The organism is Ottowia sp. oral taxon 894 (assembly GCF_001262075.1).
In the GTDB taxonomy this organism is placed as follows: Bacteria; Pseudomonadota; Gammaproteobacteria; order Burkholderiales; family Burkholderiaceae_C; genus Ottowia; species Ottowia massiliensis.
Window position 1 is genome coordinate 25,663 of the sequence record NZ_CP012073.1, and the last position, 14,805, is coordinate 40,467.

Genomic DNA, 14,805 nt, shown 5'->3' on the forward strand with positions numbered 1-14,805 from the left:
AGGACAGGGGGAAAAAGCCGGGGAACGGGCCGCTCGCGAAACGTTCAGGCGCCGCTTAGCGCACCACGTGCATCTGCCCGCGAATTTCGCCGCCAGGCCAGGATTGGGTGGTGACGTTGATGTACCAGCTGCCTTGCTGCAAATCCAGCGCCTGCTGCGGCGTGAGCGTGGCGCGCCCTTCGTAGCGCGGGCCGAAGGGGCCGGGCCAGATCATGGTCATGGGCGCCGTCTGCCCCTGCTGCGCGGGGCCGTGGAAGGCGATGCCCGTGATGGGGCTGCTCAGGTCGTGCCATGAAGCCTTCCAGCGCAGCAGGCGCGACTGGGTGTCGTAAATCGCGTCGATCTGCCCGCTGGCCTGGCTGCGGCTGGGCGGCACGGCGCTGCCGCCAGCCAGGCGGGTGGAGAAGGTGAGGATGTGCGCGTTGGGGTCGGTAATGGGCGCGGGCTGCGCGCCGCTTTGCGGCAGCTCGCTGCCTGTTTCGCCCAAGGGCGGCAGCGGCTGCCCTTCCGTGCTGCTGGGCTGCACGGGCTGGCTGAGCGGCTGCTCGGAAACAGCGGGCTGCGCAGGCTGCAACGCCGAGCCGGAAGCTTGCTCGCCCGGCATGCGCACGGGGGGCGGGTCATAGCGCTGGCCCAGATCCACCGACGCGCAGGCCGCCAGCAGCGCCGTCAGCGCGCCAGCGGCCAGCAGGCGGCCCGCCGCGCGCGGCATGAAAAGAAAAGGATGCGTGTTCATGAGCTTTCTCTCTTGAGCGTTGAGCGAAGCTGGCGGCGCGCGCCAGCAAAAAGTAAAGGCCGCAACTGTAGCGGCGCGGCTGATTGTCTCGCTTGTGGTTAGCTCCGCCTGCGAAAAGCGTCAAAAACAAGAGCGAATTCAAGGGTGTTGAAATACCGCTCAGCGCAGATTCCACTAGGACATCATGCTATTAATTAGAGAGCAAATATAGCTTACCCATTTCAATCTGCGCCTCATAGCCAGCTCATGAACAGGCCCTGAGTCTCATGAGCGCCGCAGCTCAAGAGCGTGTGAGGCAACGCCGCCCAGAGTGAATGCCAGCGCCTGGCCCAGCGGCACGGCTTCGGCGGGCCAGTCGCTGGCCGATGGCGGGCAGCGCACGCCCGCGTGCAGCAGGCGGGCGGCGCGCAAAACGCCTGCGTGGGTGATCCAGATGACGGGGCGGCGCGTGCGCAGCGCCAGCGGCCAGGATTCGTCCCAGGCTTGCGCCACGCGGTGCATGAAGGCGCGCACGTTTTCGCCGCCGCCGGGGCGGGCATCGGCAAAGCGGGCCATCCAGGCGTCGAATTCAGCGCGGGCGATGGCGCTCCACGGGCGCAGTTCCCACGCGCCAAAGTCCATTTCGGCCAGGCGCGCGTCCGTCTGCGGCGCGGGCAAGTCGGGCCGCAGCGCGCACAAGGCCTCGGCCAGGTGGCGGCAGCGCGCCAGGGGCGAGACGTGCAGCGCCGCCGCCCCGGCAGGCAGCGCGGCGGCCAGATGGGCGGCGGCGGCGCGCGTGGCGGCGGGGTCGTCGGGCACGTCGCTGAAGCCGTAGCACAGGCCGGGCGCGGCCTGCACGGCGGCATGCCGGGCCAGCCACAGGGCGGCTTGTGCCCCGCTCATGACAGCCCCGCCGCCCAGGCCGCCAGCCAGGAGGGGGGCGAGGCGGCCAGCGCCAGATAAAAGCCCAGCTCGCACACCTGCTGCGTGGCCCCCAGCACATCGCCCGTAAAGCCCTGCAAGCGCCGCTGCCACAGCCGCCCCAGCCGCCAGGTCAGCAGCGCCAGCATGGCTGCGCACGCCAGCAGGCGCGCGGGCGAGAAGGCCCACCCCGCCAGCGCCCAGGCGGGCAGCGACCAGGCCAGGCCCGCCAGCAGCGCCGGGCCGCTCACGTCGTCTGCCAGCGGCTTGGACTTGGCGGCGTCTGCATCGCTCACATACGGCAGCCAGCGCATGATGAACAGCGGCATCAGCCGCGACAGCACATGCCCGCACAGCAGCGCCAGCGCCGCGCGCAGCGGCCCCCACTGCGCCGCCAGCTGCGCCAGCAGCGCCGTTTTCAGCAGCAGCGCCAGGCACAGGCCCACTGTGCCGTAGCTGCCGATGCGCGAATCTTTCATGATGACCAGCGCCCGTTCGCGCTGCGCGCTGCCGCCCAGGCCGTCGCAGGTGTCGGCCAGCCCGTCTTCATGAAATGCGCCCGTCAGCCACACCGTGGCCGCCGTGCAAAGCAGCGCCGCCGCCCATGTGCCCGCCGCCGTGCCGCCCAGCGCGGCCAGCGCCAGCGCGAAAGCCGCCGCCCCCGCCGCGCCCACCACCCAGCCCACGCCCGGAAAGTGCCCCGCCGCCGCCCGCAGCATGGCGGGCGAAAACCCCACCCACGCCGCCAGCGCCCCCGTGATGGGAATGCGGGTGAAAAACTGAAGAGCGATGAAGAAGTGGCGCAGCGCTTGCATGAAAAGGCGAAAAAATCAGGCGGAAGATCCGTCGCGGCCAGGCCGCTCAGTCCAGCCCCAGCCCCGCCAGCCGGGGCAACGCTTCCAGCGTGTTGCGCCAGGCGGCTTCGGCCAGCGCCTGCACGGGCATGCCGCGCAGCCCGGCAATGACGGCGGCAATGCGCGGCAGCTCTGCGGGCGTGTTGCGGCCCTGCGGCTGGCCGCTGGCGCGCTGCCGGGCGGTGGCGTAAAGCCAGTGGGGCGGCATATCGGGCGCGTCCGTCTCCAGCACCAGCGCCTCCAGCGGCAAAGCGGCGGCCAGATGGCGCAGGCGGGTGGCGCGCTCGAAAGTGCAGGCGCCGCCAAAGCCGAGTTTGAAGCCCAGGTCAATAAAAGCGCGCGCCTGCTGTTCGCTGCCGCTGAAGGCATGGGCAATGCCGGTGTGCGGCCCGGTTTCGCGCAGGTGGCGCAACACGGCATCCACAGCGTGGCGCGAGTGGAGGATGACGGGCAGCCCGTGCCTGCGCGCCAGCTTGAGCTGCTGGCGAAAAAGCGCCTGCTGCCGCTCGCGCCAGGGCGGCGCGGCCAGCGCGGGCGCGAAAAAATCCAGCCCGATTTCGCCCACGGCCACCAGCCGCGCATCGCCCGCATGCGCCTGCAAGGCGACGGCCAGCTGCTGCGCCGCGCCTTCGCCCGCCTGCGGCACATAGAGCGGATGGGTGCCCAGCGCGTAAGCGTCGCCCAGCCGGTGCGCGGCCTGCCGGGCCTCATCAAACGTGCTGGCGCGCACAGCGGCAATCACGCAGCAGCGCACGCCCAACGCGCGGGCCTGCTGACGCACGGCGGGCAGGTCGGCGGCGAACTCGGGCGCGTCCAGGTGGCAGTGGGTGTCAATCCAGCAAGGCATGGCGGGCGGGGCAAAGCGGCGTCAAATTCAGGCGGCACGAGCGACACAAGAGGCCTGAAGGCGCGGATTCTCGCCGCAGCGGCAATTCGGAAGCAGGGTGAGGGTGGCGAAAGGCCCTGGCTTTTGCGATGAGAGCCAAACCGGCTCCAAAGCTCCGGCGCAGGCTGGGTTTGCAGCTATGCATAGCCAGCAAAAAAGCGCTGCGCACCCGGCCCATGCTTGCGGCCCGCGCATTCACATTTCATTTGTTGCCGTCCGGGTCTGCGCTTTTCGCGCCCACGGCGGGCTGCGAGCGAAATCAGCGAGCCGCCGGAGGGCTTGCCCGCTGTGGCATCGGGTATAACGCCCGGCTTTCCACCCACCCTCTCAGGAGTTCAGAAACCCATGCAAGTCCGCACCGAAAAAGACACCTTTGGCCCCATTGACGTGCCCGCCGACAGGCTCTGGGGCGCGCAAACGCAGCGCTCGCTGCAAAACTTTGACATCAGCGGCGAAAAGCAGCCGCGCGAAATCATTCACGCGCTGGCGCAGGTGAAAAAAGCCTCGGCCACGGTCAATCACCGCCTGGGGCTGCTGGAGGAGAAAAAGGCCAAGGCCATCGTGGCCGCCGCCGATGAAGTGCTGGCCGGCAAGTGGCCCGATGAATTCCCGCTGGTGGTGTGGCAGACCGGCTCGGGCACGCAAACCAACATGAACGTCAATGAAGTGCTGGCCAACCGCGCCAGCGAGCTGCTGGGCGGCGCGCGCGGGCAAGAGCGCCTGGTTCACCCCAATGACGACGTGAACAAAAGCCAGTCCAGCAACGACGTGTACCCCACCGCCATGCATGTGGCCGCCGTCACCGCCATTGAAAGCCGCCTGCTGCCCGCCATTGCCAAACTGCGCGCCACGCTGCAAGCCAAGAGCGCGGCGTTTGCCGACATCGTGAAGATTGGCCGCACCCACTTGCAAGACGCCACGCCGCTGACGCTGGGCCAGGAGTTTTCCGGCTGGGTGGCGCAGCTGGACCACGGCGAAAAGCACCTGCGCTCGGCCCTGCCGCACCTGTATGAGCTGGCGCTGGGCGGCACGGCGGTGGGCACGGGGCTGAACGCGCCCAAGGGCTACGCCGAAGGCGTGGCCGCCGAGCTGGCGCAAATCACGCAATACCCCTTTGTGACCTCGCCCAACAAGTTCGAGTCGCTGGCCAGTTGCGACGCGCTGGTGTTCGCGCACGGCGCGCTCAAGACGCTGGCGGCCAGCATGATGAAGATTGCCAACGACGTGCGCTGGCTGGCCAGCGGCCCGCGCAGCGGCATCGGCGAAATCAGCATTCCTGAAAACGAGCCAGGCTCATCCATCATGCCCGGCAAGGTGAACCCCACGCAGTGCGAGGCCGTGACCATGCTGGCCGCGCAAGTGCTGGGCAATGACGTGGCCATCAACGTGGGCGGCGCCAGCGGCAATTTCGAGCTGAACGTCTTCCGCCCGATGGTGGCGCACAACTTCCTGCAAAGCGTGCGCCTGCTGGCCGACGGCATGGTCAGCTTCAACGACCACTGCGCCGTGGGCATAGAACCCAACCGCGCGCGCATCACCGAGCTGGTGCAGCGCTCGCTCATGCTGGTGACGGCGCTGAACCCGCACATCGGCTACGACAAGGCCGCCTTCATTGCCAAAAAAGCGCACAAGGAAGGCACCAGCCTGCGCGAAGCGGCCATTGCCAGCGGCTTTCTGACCGCCGAGCAGTTTGACCAGTGGGTGGTGCCCGCCAACATGGTGGGCAACCTGCGCTAGGCGCGCCCCCGCGCTTTCGTGAGCGCTCGCAAAGAGCGGGCCGCCGCCGGGCTGCTGGCGGCGGCCCGTTTTTTTCAAGCGGGCTTTACACTGCCGCACTTTTTGCCTGCGCGCACCGGCCTGGTTGGGTCGGCTGCGCATGGCGGCCTGCCTTTCTTTTTTGGAGATCCGCGAATGTCCCCCCTGAAAACCTTGTGCGCCACCGCCGCGCTGGCTTGCGCCCTGCTGCCCGCCAGCGCCCTGGCCGCAGGCAAAGTGCTGTTTCTTTCCACCGACGAGCTGACATCGCCCGGGGTCAACGGCGTCGAAATCATGAACGGCGCCTACGAAGCCTTCGAGCAGGCCGCAGGCGGCGCGGCCAACATCATCGACAAGCGCCAGTACCTGACCAATGGCACGCTGGCCGCCAGCGACTTCACGGGCGTGGACGTGGTGGTCGTGCAGTCGGTCTACAAGCCCATCACGACAGCCAACATGGCCTTTCTTGCCAACCTGATGCAGACCCGGCCTGATTTGACCTTCGTCATGTTCATTGACGGCTGCTGCTCCACCGCCGCCAACATCACCCCTGCCACGGCCGCCCTCTCCGCCATGACGGGCTGGCCGCTGGGGCGCAGCAGCAGCGGCGGCAACATCAGCTCCCCGCTCAACGCCAGCTCGCCCTACCAGGCCGGTTTTGCAGGCGTGCCGCAGCTAATGGGCAATGCGTACGACCTCATCACCAACGTGCCCGGCGGCTACGCCCTCTTTCTGAACCACGGCGCAACGCCGCCCGCCACGCTGACCACGCCCACCAACGCCTACGGCCTGGTGTTGCCGCAAAAGCGTGCCAGTGCAGGGCAGGGCGCTTGCACCGTGTTCGTGGCCGATACCAGCATCTTCCACAACCCGCCGTACAGCCCGCAGCGCGGGCCGCTGGCTGCTGCCTCACTGGCCGCTGCGCGTAATGCCAGCGGCGCCTGCGCGGGCAACACCATCGAGCCGGACCTGACGCCTGAACTCTCCGGCCCCAACGCCCTGCAACCGGGCGTACCGCAAACCTACAGCGTGACCGCGCGCAACATCGGCCTGTCCGGCAGCACCGATGGCAAGGTGACTGTGCAACTGCCCACTGGCATGGACATCGTGCCCGGCTCCTTCCCGACCAGCTGCACCTGGACCGCGCCCAATCTGGAATGCACCCTGCCCGCCATTGCCGCTGGCGGCAGCGCCCCGGCCATCAGCTTCGCTGCCACGCCCTCCGTCACCGGTCCGCTGACGCTCCAGTCCCGCGTGACGAACGTAACGGGCGAAGCCAATCTGGCCAACAACGCCGCCAGCGCCTCCCGCACCGGCGCGCCGCGCGGCAACCTCACCGTCGGCCTGCCCGTTCAGTCCGTTCCCGCGCTGGGCGGCTGGGGCCTGGGCCTGCTGGCAGCCGCGCTCGGCTTCATGGGCGCGCGCCGCCAGCGCAAGGCGGCCTGAAACCTGTTCAGGGCACTTGTCCAAAGGCCGCCGCGCGCGGCCTTTTTACTGCCTGTCATGCCGGATTTTCTTGGCCTGCGTGGCAGCTGTTTTTGCTCCTCTCTTCATAGCATGACGTCCTAGATGAAACTGCGCCGAGCGGCATTTCAGACCCATCAAATTTGCTCCTTTTTTTGAGTGAGTCTGGCAGGTGAGACAAGCGATTTAGGCGAAAGGGCTGAAGAGCGCAAGCAAACATGGGCGATTGATTTGCGGCGTGAAGATTGGCGCGGGCAATCATGGTCATGCAATGGCGTGAATGACGCGCCTTGTTTGACCGCGAGCGTGGTGTATGGGTTTTCATCGTTTGGCCAGGGCGGAATTCATCGCTACTGCATGGCCATACTTAATGCCCTATTCATCGCCTGTTCAGTCTGCCGGGGGGAAATGAACTGTTTTTCGGGTGCTCTTTTTTCTGCATTTGCCCGATTTTTCCGGTCTTGTCTGAAAGCGCTGTTTCTTGTCCACCATTTTTGTGCCTTGGGCAAGGTGCCTTTGGATTGGGGTGCAATAACCTCGCGTTCAAACTCCAACCAATATTTTTTTGCCTGCCGGTTTTCTTTTGCGGACGGGACGAATTTCTGTCCGCGCTCTGGTTTTCGCCAGAAATAGGGCTGTTGGCACAAGAATGAATTGAATCCAGGCATCATGATTCTTTTTCTTTCATGAAAATCTTCATGATTTTCGAACCAGCCATTTCCGCAAATGGCGCGTGGGCGGCGCAAGCCCCTGCCTGGAGCCTTGCCTGCAATTTATGGCAGGCAGTCCGCGCGCGATTGGGGGTGCGGGGTCAGGTCGCGCAGGGTGGCGCGAAAGCGGCGGGCGTTGTCGATGTAGTGCTGGGCGCTGCGGCGCAGGCCCTCGATCTGCTCTGGCGTGAGGGCGCGCGCCACGCGGGCGGGGCTGCCGATGATCAGGCTGCCGTCCGGAAACTCCTTGCCCTCGGTCACCAGCGCGCCCGCGCCTACCAGGCAGTGCCGGCCAATGCGCGCGCCATTGAGCACGACGGCGCCGATGCCGATCAGGCTTTCTTCGCCTATGGTGCAGCCGTGCAGCATGGCCTTGTGGCCGACGGTGACGCGCTCGCCTATGGTCAGCGGCGCGCCGGGGTCGGCGTGCAGCACGCTCAAGTCCTGCACGTTGGCGCCTGCGCCAATGCGGATGCGCTCCACGTCGCCGCGCACTACGCAGCCGAACCACACGCTGGCATCGGCCTGCACCAGCACCTGGCCCATGATTTCGGCGGAAGGGGCCACCCAGGCGCTGGGGTGAACCTGTGGCAAAAAGTCATTGACGGCGTAAAGGGGCATGCTCGGTTTTCCTCTGCTGGGGTGATGCGGAAGTTCATTCTAGGAGGCCAGCATGGGGGGCCAGAAGACGGATCGGCAGCCCGGCAGGCCGCGCGCGGCGGGCAAGCGCCGAAAATCGCTCTTCATGAATCTTTCCTCTTCTCCGCCCGCCACGCCGGCCCGGCCTCAGGCGCTGTGGCGCGTGCACTTGCAATTGCTGCTGATGGCTGTGCTGTGGGGCGCCACCTGGTCATGGGGTCGGGTGCTGGCAGGCAGCATGCCGCCGCTGACGGCTGCCGCCTGGCGCTGCGTGGTCGCCAGCGCAGCGCTGCTGTGGTGGATGCGGCGCGCGGGGCGGCTGCGCGCCATGCTGGCGCTGCCAGGGCGGCAGTGGGTGCGCCTGGCGGCGGCTGCGGCGCTGGGGGTGTTTGGCTACGCGGCGTGTTTCATGAGCGGGCTGCGGCTCATTCCCGCCAGCCGTGCGGCAGTCATCACCACGCTCACGCCCGCCCTGACGCTGCTGTGCGGAGCGCTGCTGTTTGGCGAGCGGCTCAATGGGCTGATTGCGCTGGGCATGGCGCTGGCCGTGGGCGGGGCGGCGTTCGCCATCTCGCACGGACAGCCGCTACATCTGCTGGACGGCGGGCTGGGGCGCGGCGAGTGGCTGATTCTGGGCTGCGTGGTTCTGTGGGCGGGCTACACCCTGGCAGGCCGCGCCGTGCTGACCGGCATGGACGCTTACACCACCGCCACGGCCACCACGGCGCTGGGCGGGCTGATGCTGCTGGCCGCCAGCCTGGCTGTGGACGGCGTGGCGGGCTGGCGTACGGCCTGGCACGCGCCAGCGCAAGGCTGGGCCGCTTTGCTGGCGCTGGCGCTGCTGGGCACGGCTGTGGCTTATTCGCTCTACTTCGGCGGCGTGAAGGCGCTGGGCGCGGGTGGCGCAGCGGCCTATCTGACGCTGGTGCCCGTTTTCGGCATGGGCCTGGCCGCGCTATGGCTGGGCGAGCCTGTGCATATTTCCCTGGCCACGGGCGGCGCGGTGGCCGTGCTGGGCATGGCGCTGATGCACTGGGGGCGCAGGCAGGATCATTGACGCGCCCGGCCCAGGCGGCGCGGTTTTCAGACGGATTCCATTTGCTGGATTTCCAGGCCCAACCGGCCGCAGAACCTGTTCAAAGCCCTCCCCCGAGACCAGCGCTGGCCAAACCACTTTGCTGAAATGAGCAAGAGAGGATGTCCCGGGTGCGCAGCGCCCGGGACATGAAAGACCGGGCAGGAACCAGGGCTTTGCTGGCGCGGCTGTTCTTGCGCCTTGACTGCCTCGAAACCATCTTTGCCGGCGGCGGCTATGTGGGCAGTCTGATCAATTGGCGCTGAGCATGTCTGGCTGGAACATGCGGGTAATCAAGCGCCGCCAGCGGCATGTTTTTGAGGCGCTGCCCAAGCGCTGGATTGTGGAGAGAACCTCTGCCTGGCTGAGTCAATCTCGCAGGCTCTCCAAGGACTACGAGGTCACCGCCTTCTACAGCCGAAGCATTTGTGAAGATTGCCTGCATCCGGCGCAGGGTCAGGCTCTTGGGATGATTTTGGGAACAGGCTCCTAGAGCTGGCTGCTGCTGTGCAGCCGGGCGTAGAGGCCGCCGGCGGCCAGCAGGCTGGCGTGGTTGCCGTCTTCCACGATCTGGCCGCGCTCCATGACGAGGATGCGGTCGGCGTGCTCCACGGTGGAGAGGCGGTGGGCGATGACGAAGGTGGTGCGCCCCTTCATGGCGCGCGCGATGGCCTGCTGCACAAGGCGCTCGCTTTCGGTATCGAGCGCGCTGGTGGCTTCGTCCAGCAGCAGCACGGGCGCGTTTTTATAGAGGGCGCGGGCGATGGCCAGGCGCTGGCGCTGGCCGCCCGAGAGTTGCGTGGCGTTGTGGCCGAGCACGGTGTCCATGCCTTGCGCGAGGGTGGCCACGTGTTCGATCAGGTTGGCGTCGCGCAGGGCCTGTTCGACGCGGGCGCGGTCGGGGCTGGCGTCGCCCAGGGCCACGTTGGCAGCCACGGTGTCGTTGAACATGACCACGTCCTGGCTGACGAGGGAAAACTGCGCGCGCAAGTGCTGCAAGGGCCAGCGGGCGGTGTCCGTTCCGTCCAGCAGCACCTGCCCTGCGCTGGGCACGACAAAGCGCGGCAGCAAATTGACGAGGGTGGTTTTGCCCGCGCCGGAGGGGCCGACAAGGGCGACGGTTTGCCCCGCTTCAATGTGCAGGCTGATGCCCGCCAGCGCGGGCGCTTCGGCATCCGGGTAGGCCACGCGCACGTTTTGCAGCGTGACTTCGCCGCGCACGCGGGGCGGGGGGGTGATGGGCGCGGCGGGGGCGGCTTCAGGCGGCACGCTGTCGAGCAAGTCCAGCCCGCGCTCCAGCGCGGCCAGGCTGCGGGTGATGGGGTGCACCACTTCCGACAGGCGCCGCACGGGCGCAATCAGCATGAGCATGGCGCCGATGAAGGCAATGAAGCCGCCCACGGTGACGTTGCTGGCCGCGCTGGACTGCCCCTGCTGCCCTTGCGAGAGGGCAATGCCAATGACCAGCGACAGCGCCACGGCCGACACCAAGTGCGTCAGCGGCGTGGTGCCTGCGGCGGCGCGCGTGGCTTTCAGCGCCAGGCGGCGCAGTTGCAGGCTCAGCGATTCAAAGCGCGCCGCTTGCGCCGCCTGCGCGCCGTGCAGGCGCACCATGCGGTGGGCCAGCACGTTTTCTTCCACCACGTAGGCGAGCGCGTCCGTGGCGGCCTGGCTTTGCTGCGTCACGCGGTACAGCAGCCGCGACATCACTTTCATGATGTAGGCCACCACGGGCGCGAGCACCAGCACGATGAGCGTGAGCTGCCAGTTCAGATAGAGCAGATAGGCCATGAGGCCGGCGACGGTGACGGCGTCGCGCGCGGCGGTGAGCATGGCCTGCACCAGCATGGCCGAGCCGTTTTGCACTTCATAGACGATGGTGTTGGCCAGGCGGCTGGCCGATTGGCTGGCGAACAGGGCCAGATCGGCATCCAGCAGCCGCGCGAAAAGCTGGCGGCGCAGCAGCACCATGCCGTCATTGGCGATGCGCGCCAGCGCGTACTGGCTGGCGAAGTTGGCCATCGCCCGCAGGCCGAACAGCCCGACGATGACCACCCCCGGCGCCCAAACGGGCAGGGTGCGCTGGGTGAAGCCCTCGTCCAGCAGGGGCTTGAGCAGGGCGGGAATGGTGGCCTCGCTCAATCCGCCTATGAGCGTGCCGGCCACGGCCATGACCCAGCCGATGCGGTACTGCCTGAAATAGGCCCACAGCCGTGCCAGACGGGCCTTGAGCGGGCGTTCGGCAGACGGGCTTGGGGCGGCGGCAGGTGTGTCAGGCGGCATCGTGAGGGGCATTCGGGTTTTGCAGTGGGGCGCGATTGTAGGAAGGGGCGAAAAGGGCCAAGGGGGCCGGCGCGGCGGCCGGAAACGGCCTTCGCCCCGCAGCTTGCGGCCAGTCGTCAGCATCGCCAGCGGGGCTTCAGGCGATGGGCCTGATCGCGGCCCCCTGCTTCATGCGCGCCGCCGATGCCGCGTTACGCATAGGCAGGCGGAAGCGGCCATTTTCTTGCTCCTGAACCCATAGCGGTATGTCCTGGTGAAACGGGCGCAAGAGCCTTTTTATGCCCCTTGAATTTGCTCCTGTTTCTAATGAAACCTGGCCAGCGCTGGCTTTCGGAGCCTGTTCAAAGTCCGTCTGCGGTTGGCGTCTTGCAGCCAAACGTTGAACAGGTTCGCTGAACAGGCGCTCACGCCTTGGCGGGCGGGCTGCCCTGCAAGGCGGCAATCAGCTCCTGCTCCACTTGCATTTGCACGCTGGCATGGGCCAGATCGGGGCTGTGCAGCAAGAAGGTGTCTTCGGCGCGCTCGCCCAGGGTGCTGATGCGGGCCAGTTCCACGCTGATGCCGTGCGCGGCCAGCACGCGGCTGATGCCGTAGAGCAGGCCAGCGCGGTCGCTGGCCGTGACGCTGAGCCGCCAGCGCTGGCCGCTGTCGTCGGACTGCCATTCCACATGAGGCGTGAGGGGAAAGCTGCGCACGCGGGCGGACTGGCGGCCCAGCCGCACGGCGGGCAGCGCAGCGCGGCTGGCCAGCGCGGCCGCCAAGCCCGTTTGCACGCGGGCGATGAGTGCGGCCGTGGCGGCCTTTTGTTCGTCGGCTTCGCCAGCGTCTGCCTCGCCAGCCAGGGGGTGGGCGCTGCTGATCTGGAAGGTGTCCAGCGCCCAGCCGCTGCGGCTGGTGTGAATGCGCGCGTCGTGAATGGACAGGCCCGCGCGGTGAAACCACCCGCAAAGGCGCGCGAAAAGGTCGGGCTGGTCGGGCGTGTGAACCAGCACTTGCAGGCCCTCGCCGCCGGGGGCGCCGCGCGCGGCGATGACGGGGCGGCCTTCGGCTGCGCCGCTGCCTTCATGGAGCAGGCTTTGCGCGTGCCAGGCGATTTCGCCGGCGCTGTGGCGGGTGAAGTAGCTGCCATCCAGCGTAGCCCACAGGCTGCGAGCAGCGGCGTGCCCGCCGGCAGGCAGCAGGGCCAGGGCCTGGCGCTGGCGGCTGGCGGCCAGTGCGCTGGCGCTGGCCGCGTGGCCGCCCAGGTGGCGGGCGGTGGCGTGATACAGGTCTTGCAGCAGGCGGTCTTTCCAGCCGTTCCACACCTTGGGGCTGGTGCCGCGTATGTCGGCCACCGTCAGCAGATACAGCCCGGCGAGCCGGCGCTGCGTTTGCACGCGCGCGGCAAAGCGGGCGATGACGGCCGGGTCGCTCACGTCCTGCTTTTGCGCCACCTGGCTCATGCCCAGGTGCTCGCGCACCAGAAATTCGGCCAGCGCCGCGTCATCGCCGTGGATGCCCATCTGGCGGCAAAAGCGCCGCACTTCGCGCGCGCCCAGCTCGGAATGATCGCCCCCGCGCCCCTTGGCGATGTCGTGAAACAGCGCGGCCACGTAAAGCACCCAGGGCCGCTGCCAGCCTTGCGCCAGTTGCGAGCACAAGGGGTATTCGTGCGCAAATTCGGGCATGAAAAAGCGCCGCATGTTGCCCAGCACCATGAGCGTGTGCTGATCGACGGTGTAAACGTGAAACAAATCGTGCTGCATCTGCCCCACGATGCGGCGGAAAACCCACAAATAGCGCCCCAGCACGCTGGTGCGGTTCATCAGCCGCAGCGCGTGCGTCTGCCCCGCCGGGGCCTTGAGCATGCGCATGAACAGGGCGTGATTGGCGGGGTCGGCGCGAAAGCGCCCGTCCATCGCCGCGCGGGCGTTGTAGAGCGCGCGCAGCGTGCGGGCGCCAAGCGACTGCACCTCCGGGCGGCTCTGGTAGAGCCAGAAGGTTTGCAAGATGGCGCGCGGGTGGCGCTGGTAAAGATCGTCGCGGTTGATGTCCAGCGCGCCATCGGTTTCGGAAAACCAGGCATTGATGCGGCGCGACGGCGGCGGCGCCTCGCGCGCGGCGCGCAGGCGCTGGGCCATGACCTGAAGCAGGATTTCGCTCAGCTGCACCACGGCCTTGGCGCACCAGTAGTAGCGGCGCATGAGCTGCTCGCTGGCGCGCTGGGCCAGGCGGCCCCGCGCGTCAAAGCGGTTTTCATAGCCAAAGGCGGCGGCCACGGCAGCCTGCCGCTCGAACACCAGCCGGTCTTCGTGCCGCCCGGCCAGCAAGTGCAGGCGCGCGCGAATCAGCCACAGCAGCCGTTCATTGCGCGCCAGCTGCCGCGCCTCGCGCGCCGTGGCCACGCTGCGGGCCAGATCGGCCCAGCTGCGCCCGAAACCGGCTGCACGCGCCACCCAGCGGATGGTGTGCAAATCGCGCAGGCCGCCGGGCGACTCCTTGCAATCAGGCTCCAGCGCGTAGGGCGTGTCTTGCTGCCTGGCGTGGCGCTGGCGCTGCTCGAGCTGCTTGGCCGCCAGAAAAGCCAGCGGATCGAGCTGCGCGGCAAAAGCGGCCTCAAAGCGGGCCAGCAGCGCCGCATCGCCCGCCACCCGGCGCGCTTCCAGCCAGGCCGTGCAGGCGGTGATGTCTTGCCGCGCCGCTTGCAGACACTGCGCCACGGTGCGCACGCTGTGGCTCACCTCCAGGCCCACATCCCAGCAGGCGGCCACAAAGGCTGATACCGCCGCGTCCAGCGAAGCTGGCGGCCCGGCCTCATCCGGCAGCAGCACCAGCACATCCACGTCCGAAAACGGAAACAGCTCGCTGCGCCCGTAGCCGCCCACCGCCGCCAGCGCCCCCGGCAAGCCCGCGCGCTGCCACAGGGCGGCCAGCGTTTCATCGGCCAGGCGGGCCAGCTCCGCCATCGCGCGCGGCAGGCGCGAAGCCGGCGCTGCGGGCAGGGCGCACGCCCGCATGTCATCCAGCAGCGCCTGGCGCTGGCTGCGGTAGCGCGCGCGCAAGGCGGCCAGCGTGTCAGCAGATGGATCGGCGGGCGGGCGGGTTTCGGCAGCAGGGGCGGACATGGGCGGGCCTGAAAAAAATCAATTTTCACGCCGCTGGCAGGCTGCCGGATGAGAGCTGGAGCGCGCGAAACCCCGGCCGGGAATCTCCAGCCGGGAAACCCCAGCCGAATGCCGCCTCGCCCATTCTGAAGGGCTGCCTCTTGCGGCCGCTTCCCGCATGCACCGCCCGCCAGCACAAGAATATTGTGCAAAAACGGGAGCAAATTAAAGGGGGTCGAAATGCCGCTTCGCGCAGTTTCCAGTAGGACATCATGCTACGAATTCAAGAGCATATTCAGCCCATTTTTTGGCACTCAACCCCCTACGCGGGCCTCCTGCCACCCCGCTTTGCTGGCGGGCGCTTTGCGCGCCAGAAAGGCCAATGCGGTCAATGCACGGCGGCGGTCAGGCAAAGCCTGT

The 14,805-nt window shown here is 67.8% G+C and carries 12 protein-coding genes and 1 pseudogene; 5 read left to right on the forward strand and 8 right to left on the reverse strand.

The annotated features are described in order from the left end of the window. Window positions 1-55 precede the first annotated feature (55 nt). From ADJ79_RS00110 to ADJ79_RS00125, 4 genes are all read right to left on the reverse strand, one after another. Window positions 56-736 carry a CHRD domain-containing protein gene (locus tag ADJ79_RS00110; RefSeq protein ID WP_050714251.1) on the reverse strand — a complete coding sequence of 227 codons (681 nt, stop codon included), beginning with the start codon at window positions 734-736 and terminating at the stop codon, window positions 56-58. Between the two features lie 264 nt (window positions 737-1,000). Beyond that, window positions 1,001-1,618 (reverse strand): histidine phosphatase family protein, encoded by a 618-nt coding sequence (locus ADJ79_RS00115; RefSeq protein ID WP_050714252.1) that lies wholly within the window; start codon window positions 1,616-1,618, stop codon window positions 1,001-1,003. Further along, window positions 1,615-2,451 carry an adenosylcobinamide-GDP ribazoletransferase gene (locus ADJ79_RS00120; RefSeq protein ID WP_050714253.1) on the reverse strand — a complete coding sequence of 279 codons (837 nt, stop codon included), beginning with the start codon at window positions 2,449-2,451 and terminating at the stop codon, window positions 1,615-1,617. The genes ADJ79_RS00115 and ADJ79_RS00120 overlap by 4 nt, the downstream gene beginning before the upstream one ends. Window positions 2,452-2,497: 46 nt before the next feature. Continuing rightward, window positions 2,498-3,337, reverse strand: coding sequence for a TatD family hydrolase (locus tag ADJ79_RS00125; protein ID WP_050714254.1), 840 nt, complete (start codon window positions 3,335-3,337; stop codon window positions 2,498-2,500). A gap of 384 nt (window positions 3,338-3,721) precedes the next feature. Here ADJ79_RS00125 and fumC point away from each other — a divergent pair, with 384 nt between their 5' ends. Together fumC and ADJ79_RS00135 are read left to right on the forward strand one after the other, a co-directional pair. Next, on the forward strand, window positions 3,722-5,113 hold the full coding sequence (gene fumC / locus ADJ79_RS00130; protein ID WP_050714255.1) for a class II fumarate hydratase: 1,392 nt from the start codon (window positions 3,722-3,724) through the stop codon (window positions 5,111-5,113). Window positions 5,114-5,287: 174 nt separating this feature from the next. Continuing rightward, complete coding sequence (locus ADJ79_RS00135; protein ID WP_156303887.1) at window positions 5,288-6,577, forward strand: IPTL-CTERM sorting domain-containing protein; 1,290 nt, start codon at window positions 5,288-5,290, stop codon at window positions 6,575-6,577. Window positions 6,578-6,945: 368 nt separating this feature from the next. On the opposite strand, the gene ADJ79_RS13530 is transcribed toward ADJ79_RS00135, so the two are convergent. Then, window positions 6,946-7,341, reverse strand: coding sequence for a hypothetical protein (locus ADJ79_RS13530; protein ID WP_156303888.1), 396 nt, complete (start codon window positions 7,339-7,341; stop codon window positions 6,946-6,948). Between the two features lie 27 nt (window positions 7,342-7,368). Beyond that, on the reverse strand, window positions 7,369-7,926 hold the full coding sequence (locus ADJ79_RS00140; RefSeq protein WP_050714257.1) for a gamma carbonic anhydrase family protein: 558 nt from the start codon (window positions 7,924-7,926) through the stop codon (window positions 7,369-7,371). A 124-nt stretch (window positions 7,927-8,050) separates the two neighbouring features. Between ADJ79_RS00140 and ADJ79_RS00145 the strand changes: the two genes are divergently transcribed. The 3 genes and pseudogenes from ADJ79_RS00145 to ADJ79_RS15305 all read left to right on the forward strand — a co-directional run. Continuing rightward, window positions 8,051-9,001 (forward strand): DMT family transporter, encoded by a 951-nt coding sequence (locus ADJ79_RS00145; RefSeq protein ID WP_050716299.1) that lies wholly within the window; start codon window positions 8,051-8,053, stop codon window positions 8,999-9,001. A gap of 140 nt (window positions 9,002-9,141) precedes the next feature. After that, window positions 9,142-9,285, forward strand: coding sequence for a hypothetical protein (locus tag ADJ79_RS13535; RefSeq protein ID WP_156303889.1), 144 nt, complete (start codon window positions 9,142-9,144; stop codon window positions 9,283-9,285). An 8-nt stretch (window positions 9,286-9,293) separates the two neighbouring features. Continuing rightward, window positions 9,294-9,419, forward strand: a pseudogene (locus ADJ79_RS15305) (IS5/IS1182 family transposase); the annotation flags it as partial. An 89-nt stretch (window positions 9,420-9,508) separates the two neighbouring features. Here ADJ79_RS15305 and msbA read toward each other — a convergent pair. Both msbA and ADJ79_RS00160 read right to left on the reverse strand, forming a co-directional pair. Then, window positions 9,509-11,314, reverse strand: coding sequence for a lipid A export permease/ATP-binding protein MsbA (gene msbA / locus ADJ79_RS00155; protein ID WP_082202722.1), 1,806 nt, complete (start codon window positions 11,312-11,314; stop codon window positions 9,509-9,511). A 392-nt stretch (window positions 11,315-11,706) separates the two neighbouring features. Then, on the reverse strand, window positions 11,707-14,406 hold the full coding sequence (locus ADJ79_RS00160) for a [protein-PII] uridylyltransferase (protein ID WP_050714259.1): 2,700 nt from the start codon (window positions 14,404-14,406) through the stop codon (window positions 11,707-11,709). Between the last annotated feature and the right edge of the window lie 399 nt (window positions 14,407-14,805).

What these genes read in the sequence shown, in the direction of transcription:
- ADJ79_RS00125 (WP_050714254.1), bottom strand. Translation starts at nt 3,337, where the DNA reads ATGCCTTGCTGGATTGACACCCACTGCCACCTGGACGCGCCCGAGTTC.
- ADJ79_RS00145 (WP_050716299.1), top strand. Translation starts at nt 8,051, where the DNA reads ATGAATCTTTCCTCTTCTCCGCCCGCCACGCCGGCCCGGCCTCAGGCG.
- ADJ79_RS00140 (WP_050714257.1), bottom strand. Translation starts at nt 7,926, where the DNA reads ATGCCCCTTTACGCCGTCAATGACTTTTTGCCACAGGTTCACCCCAGC.
- msbA (WP_082202722.1), bottom strand. Translation starts at nt 11,314, where the DNA reads ATGCCCCTCACGATGCCGCCTGACACACCTGCCGCCGCCCCAAGCCCG.
- ADJ79_RS00120 (WP_050714253.1), bottom strand. Translation starts at nt 2,451, where the DNA reads ATGCAAGCGCTGCGCCACTTCTTCATCGCTCTTCAGTTTTTCACCCGC.
- ADJ79_RS00135 (WP_156303887.1), top strand. Translation starts at nt 5,288, where the DNA reads ATGTCCCCCCTGAAAACCTTGTGCGCCACCGCCGCGCTGGCTTGCGCC.
- ADJ79_RS00115 (WP_050714252.1), bottom strand. Translation starts at nt 1,618, where the DNA reads ATGAGCGGGGCACAAGCCGCCCTGTGGCTGGCCCGGCATGCCGCCGTG.
- ADJ79_RS00160 (WP_050714259.1), bottom strand. Translation starts at nt 14,406, where the DNA reads ATGTCCGCCCCTGCTGCCGAAACCCGCCCGCCCGCCGATCCATCTGCT.
- ADJ79_RS13535 (WP_156303889.1), top strand. Translation starts at nt 9,142, where the DNA reads ATGTCCCGGGTGCGCAGCGCCCGGGACATGAAAGACCGGGCAGGAACC.
- ADJ79_RS00110 (WP_050714251.1), bottom strand. Translation starts at nt 736, where the DNA reads ATGAACACGCATCCTTTTCTTTTCATGCCGCGCGCGGCGGGCCGCCTG.
- fumC (WP_050714255.1), top strand. Translation starts at nt 3,722, where the DNA reads ATGCAAGTCCGCACCGAAAAAGACACCTTTGGCCCCATTGACGTGCCC.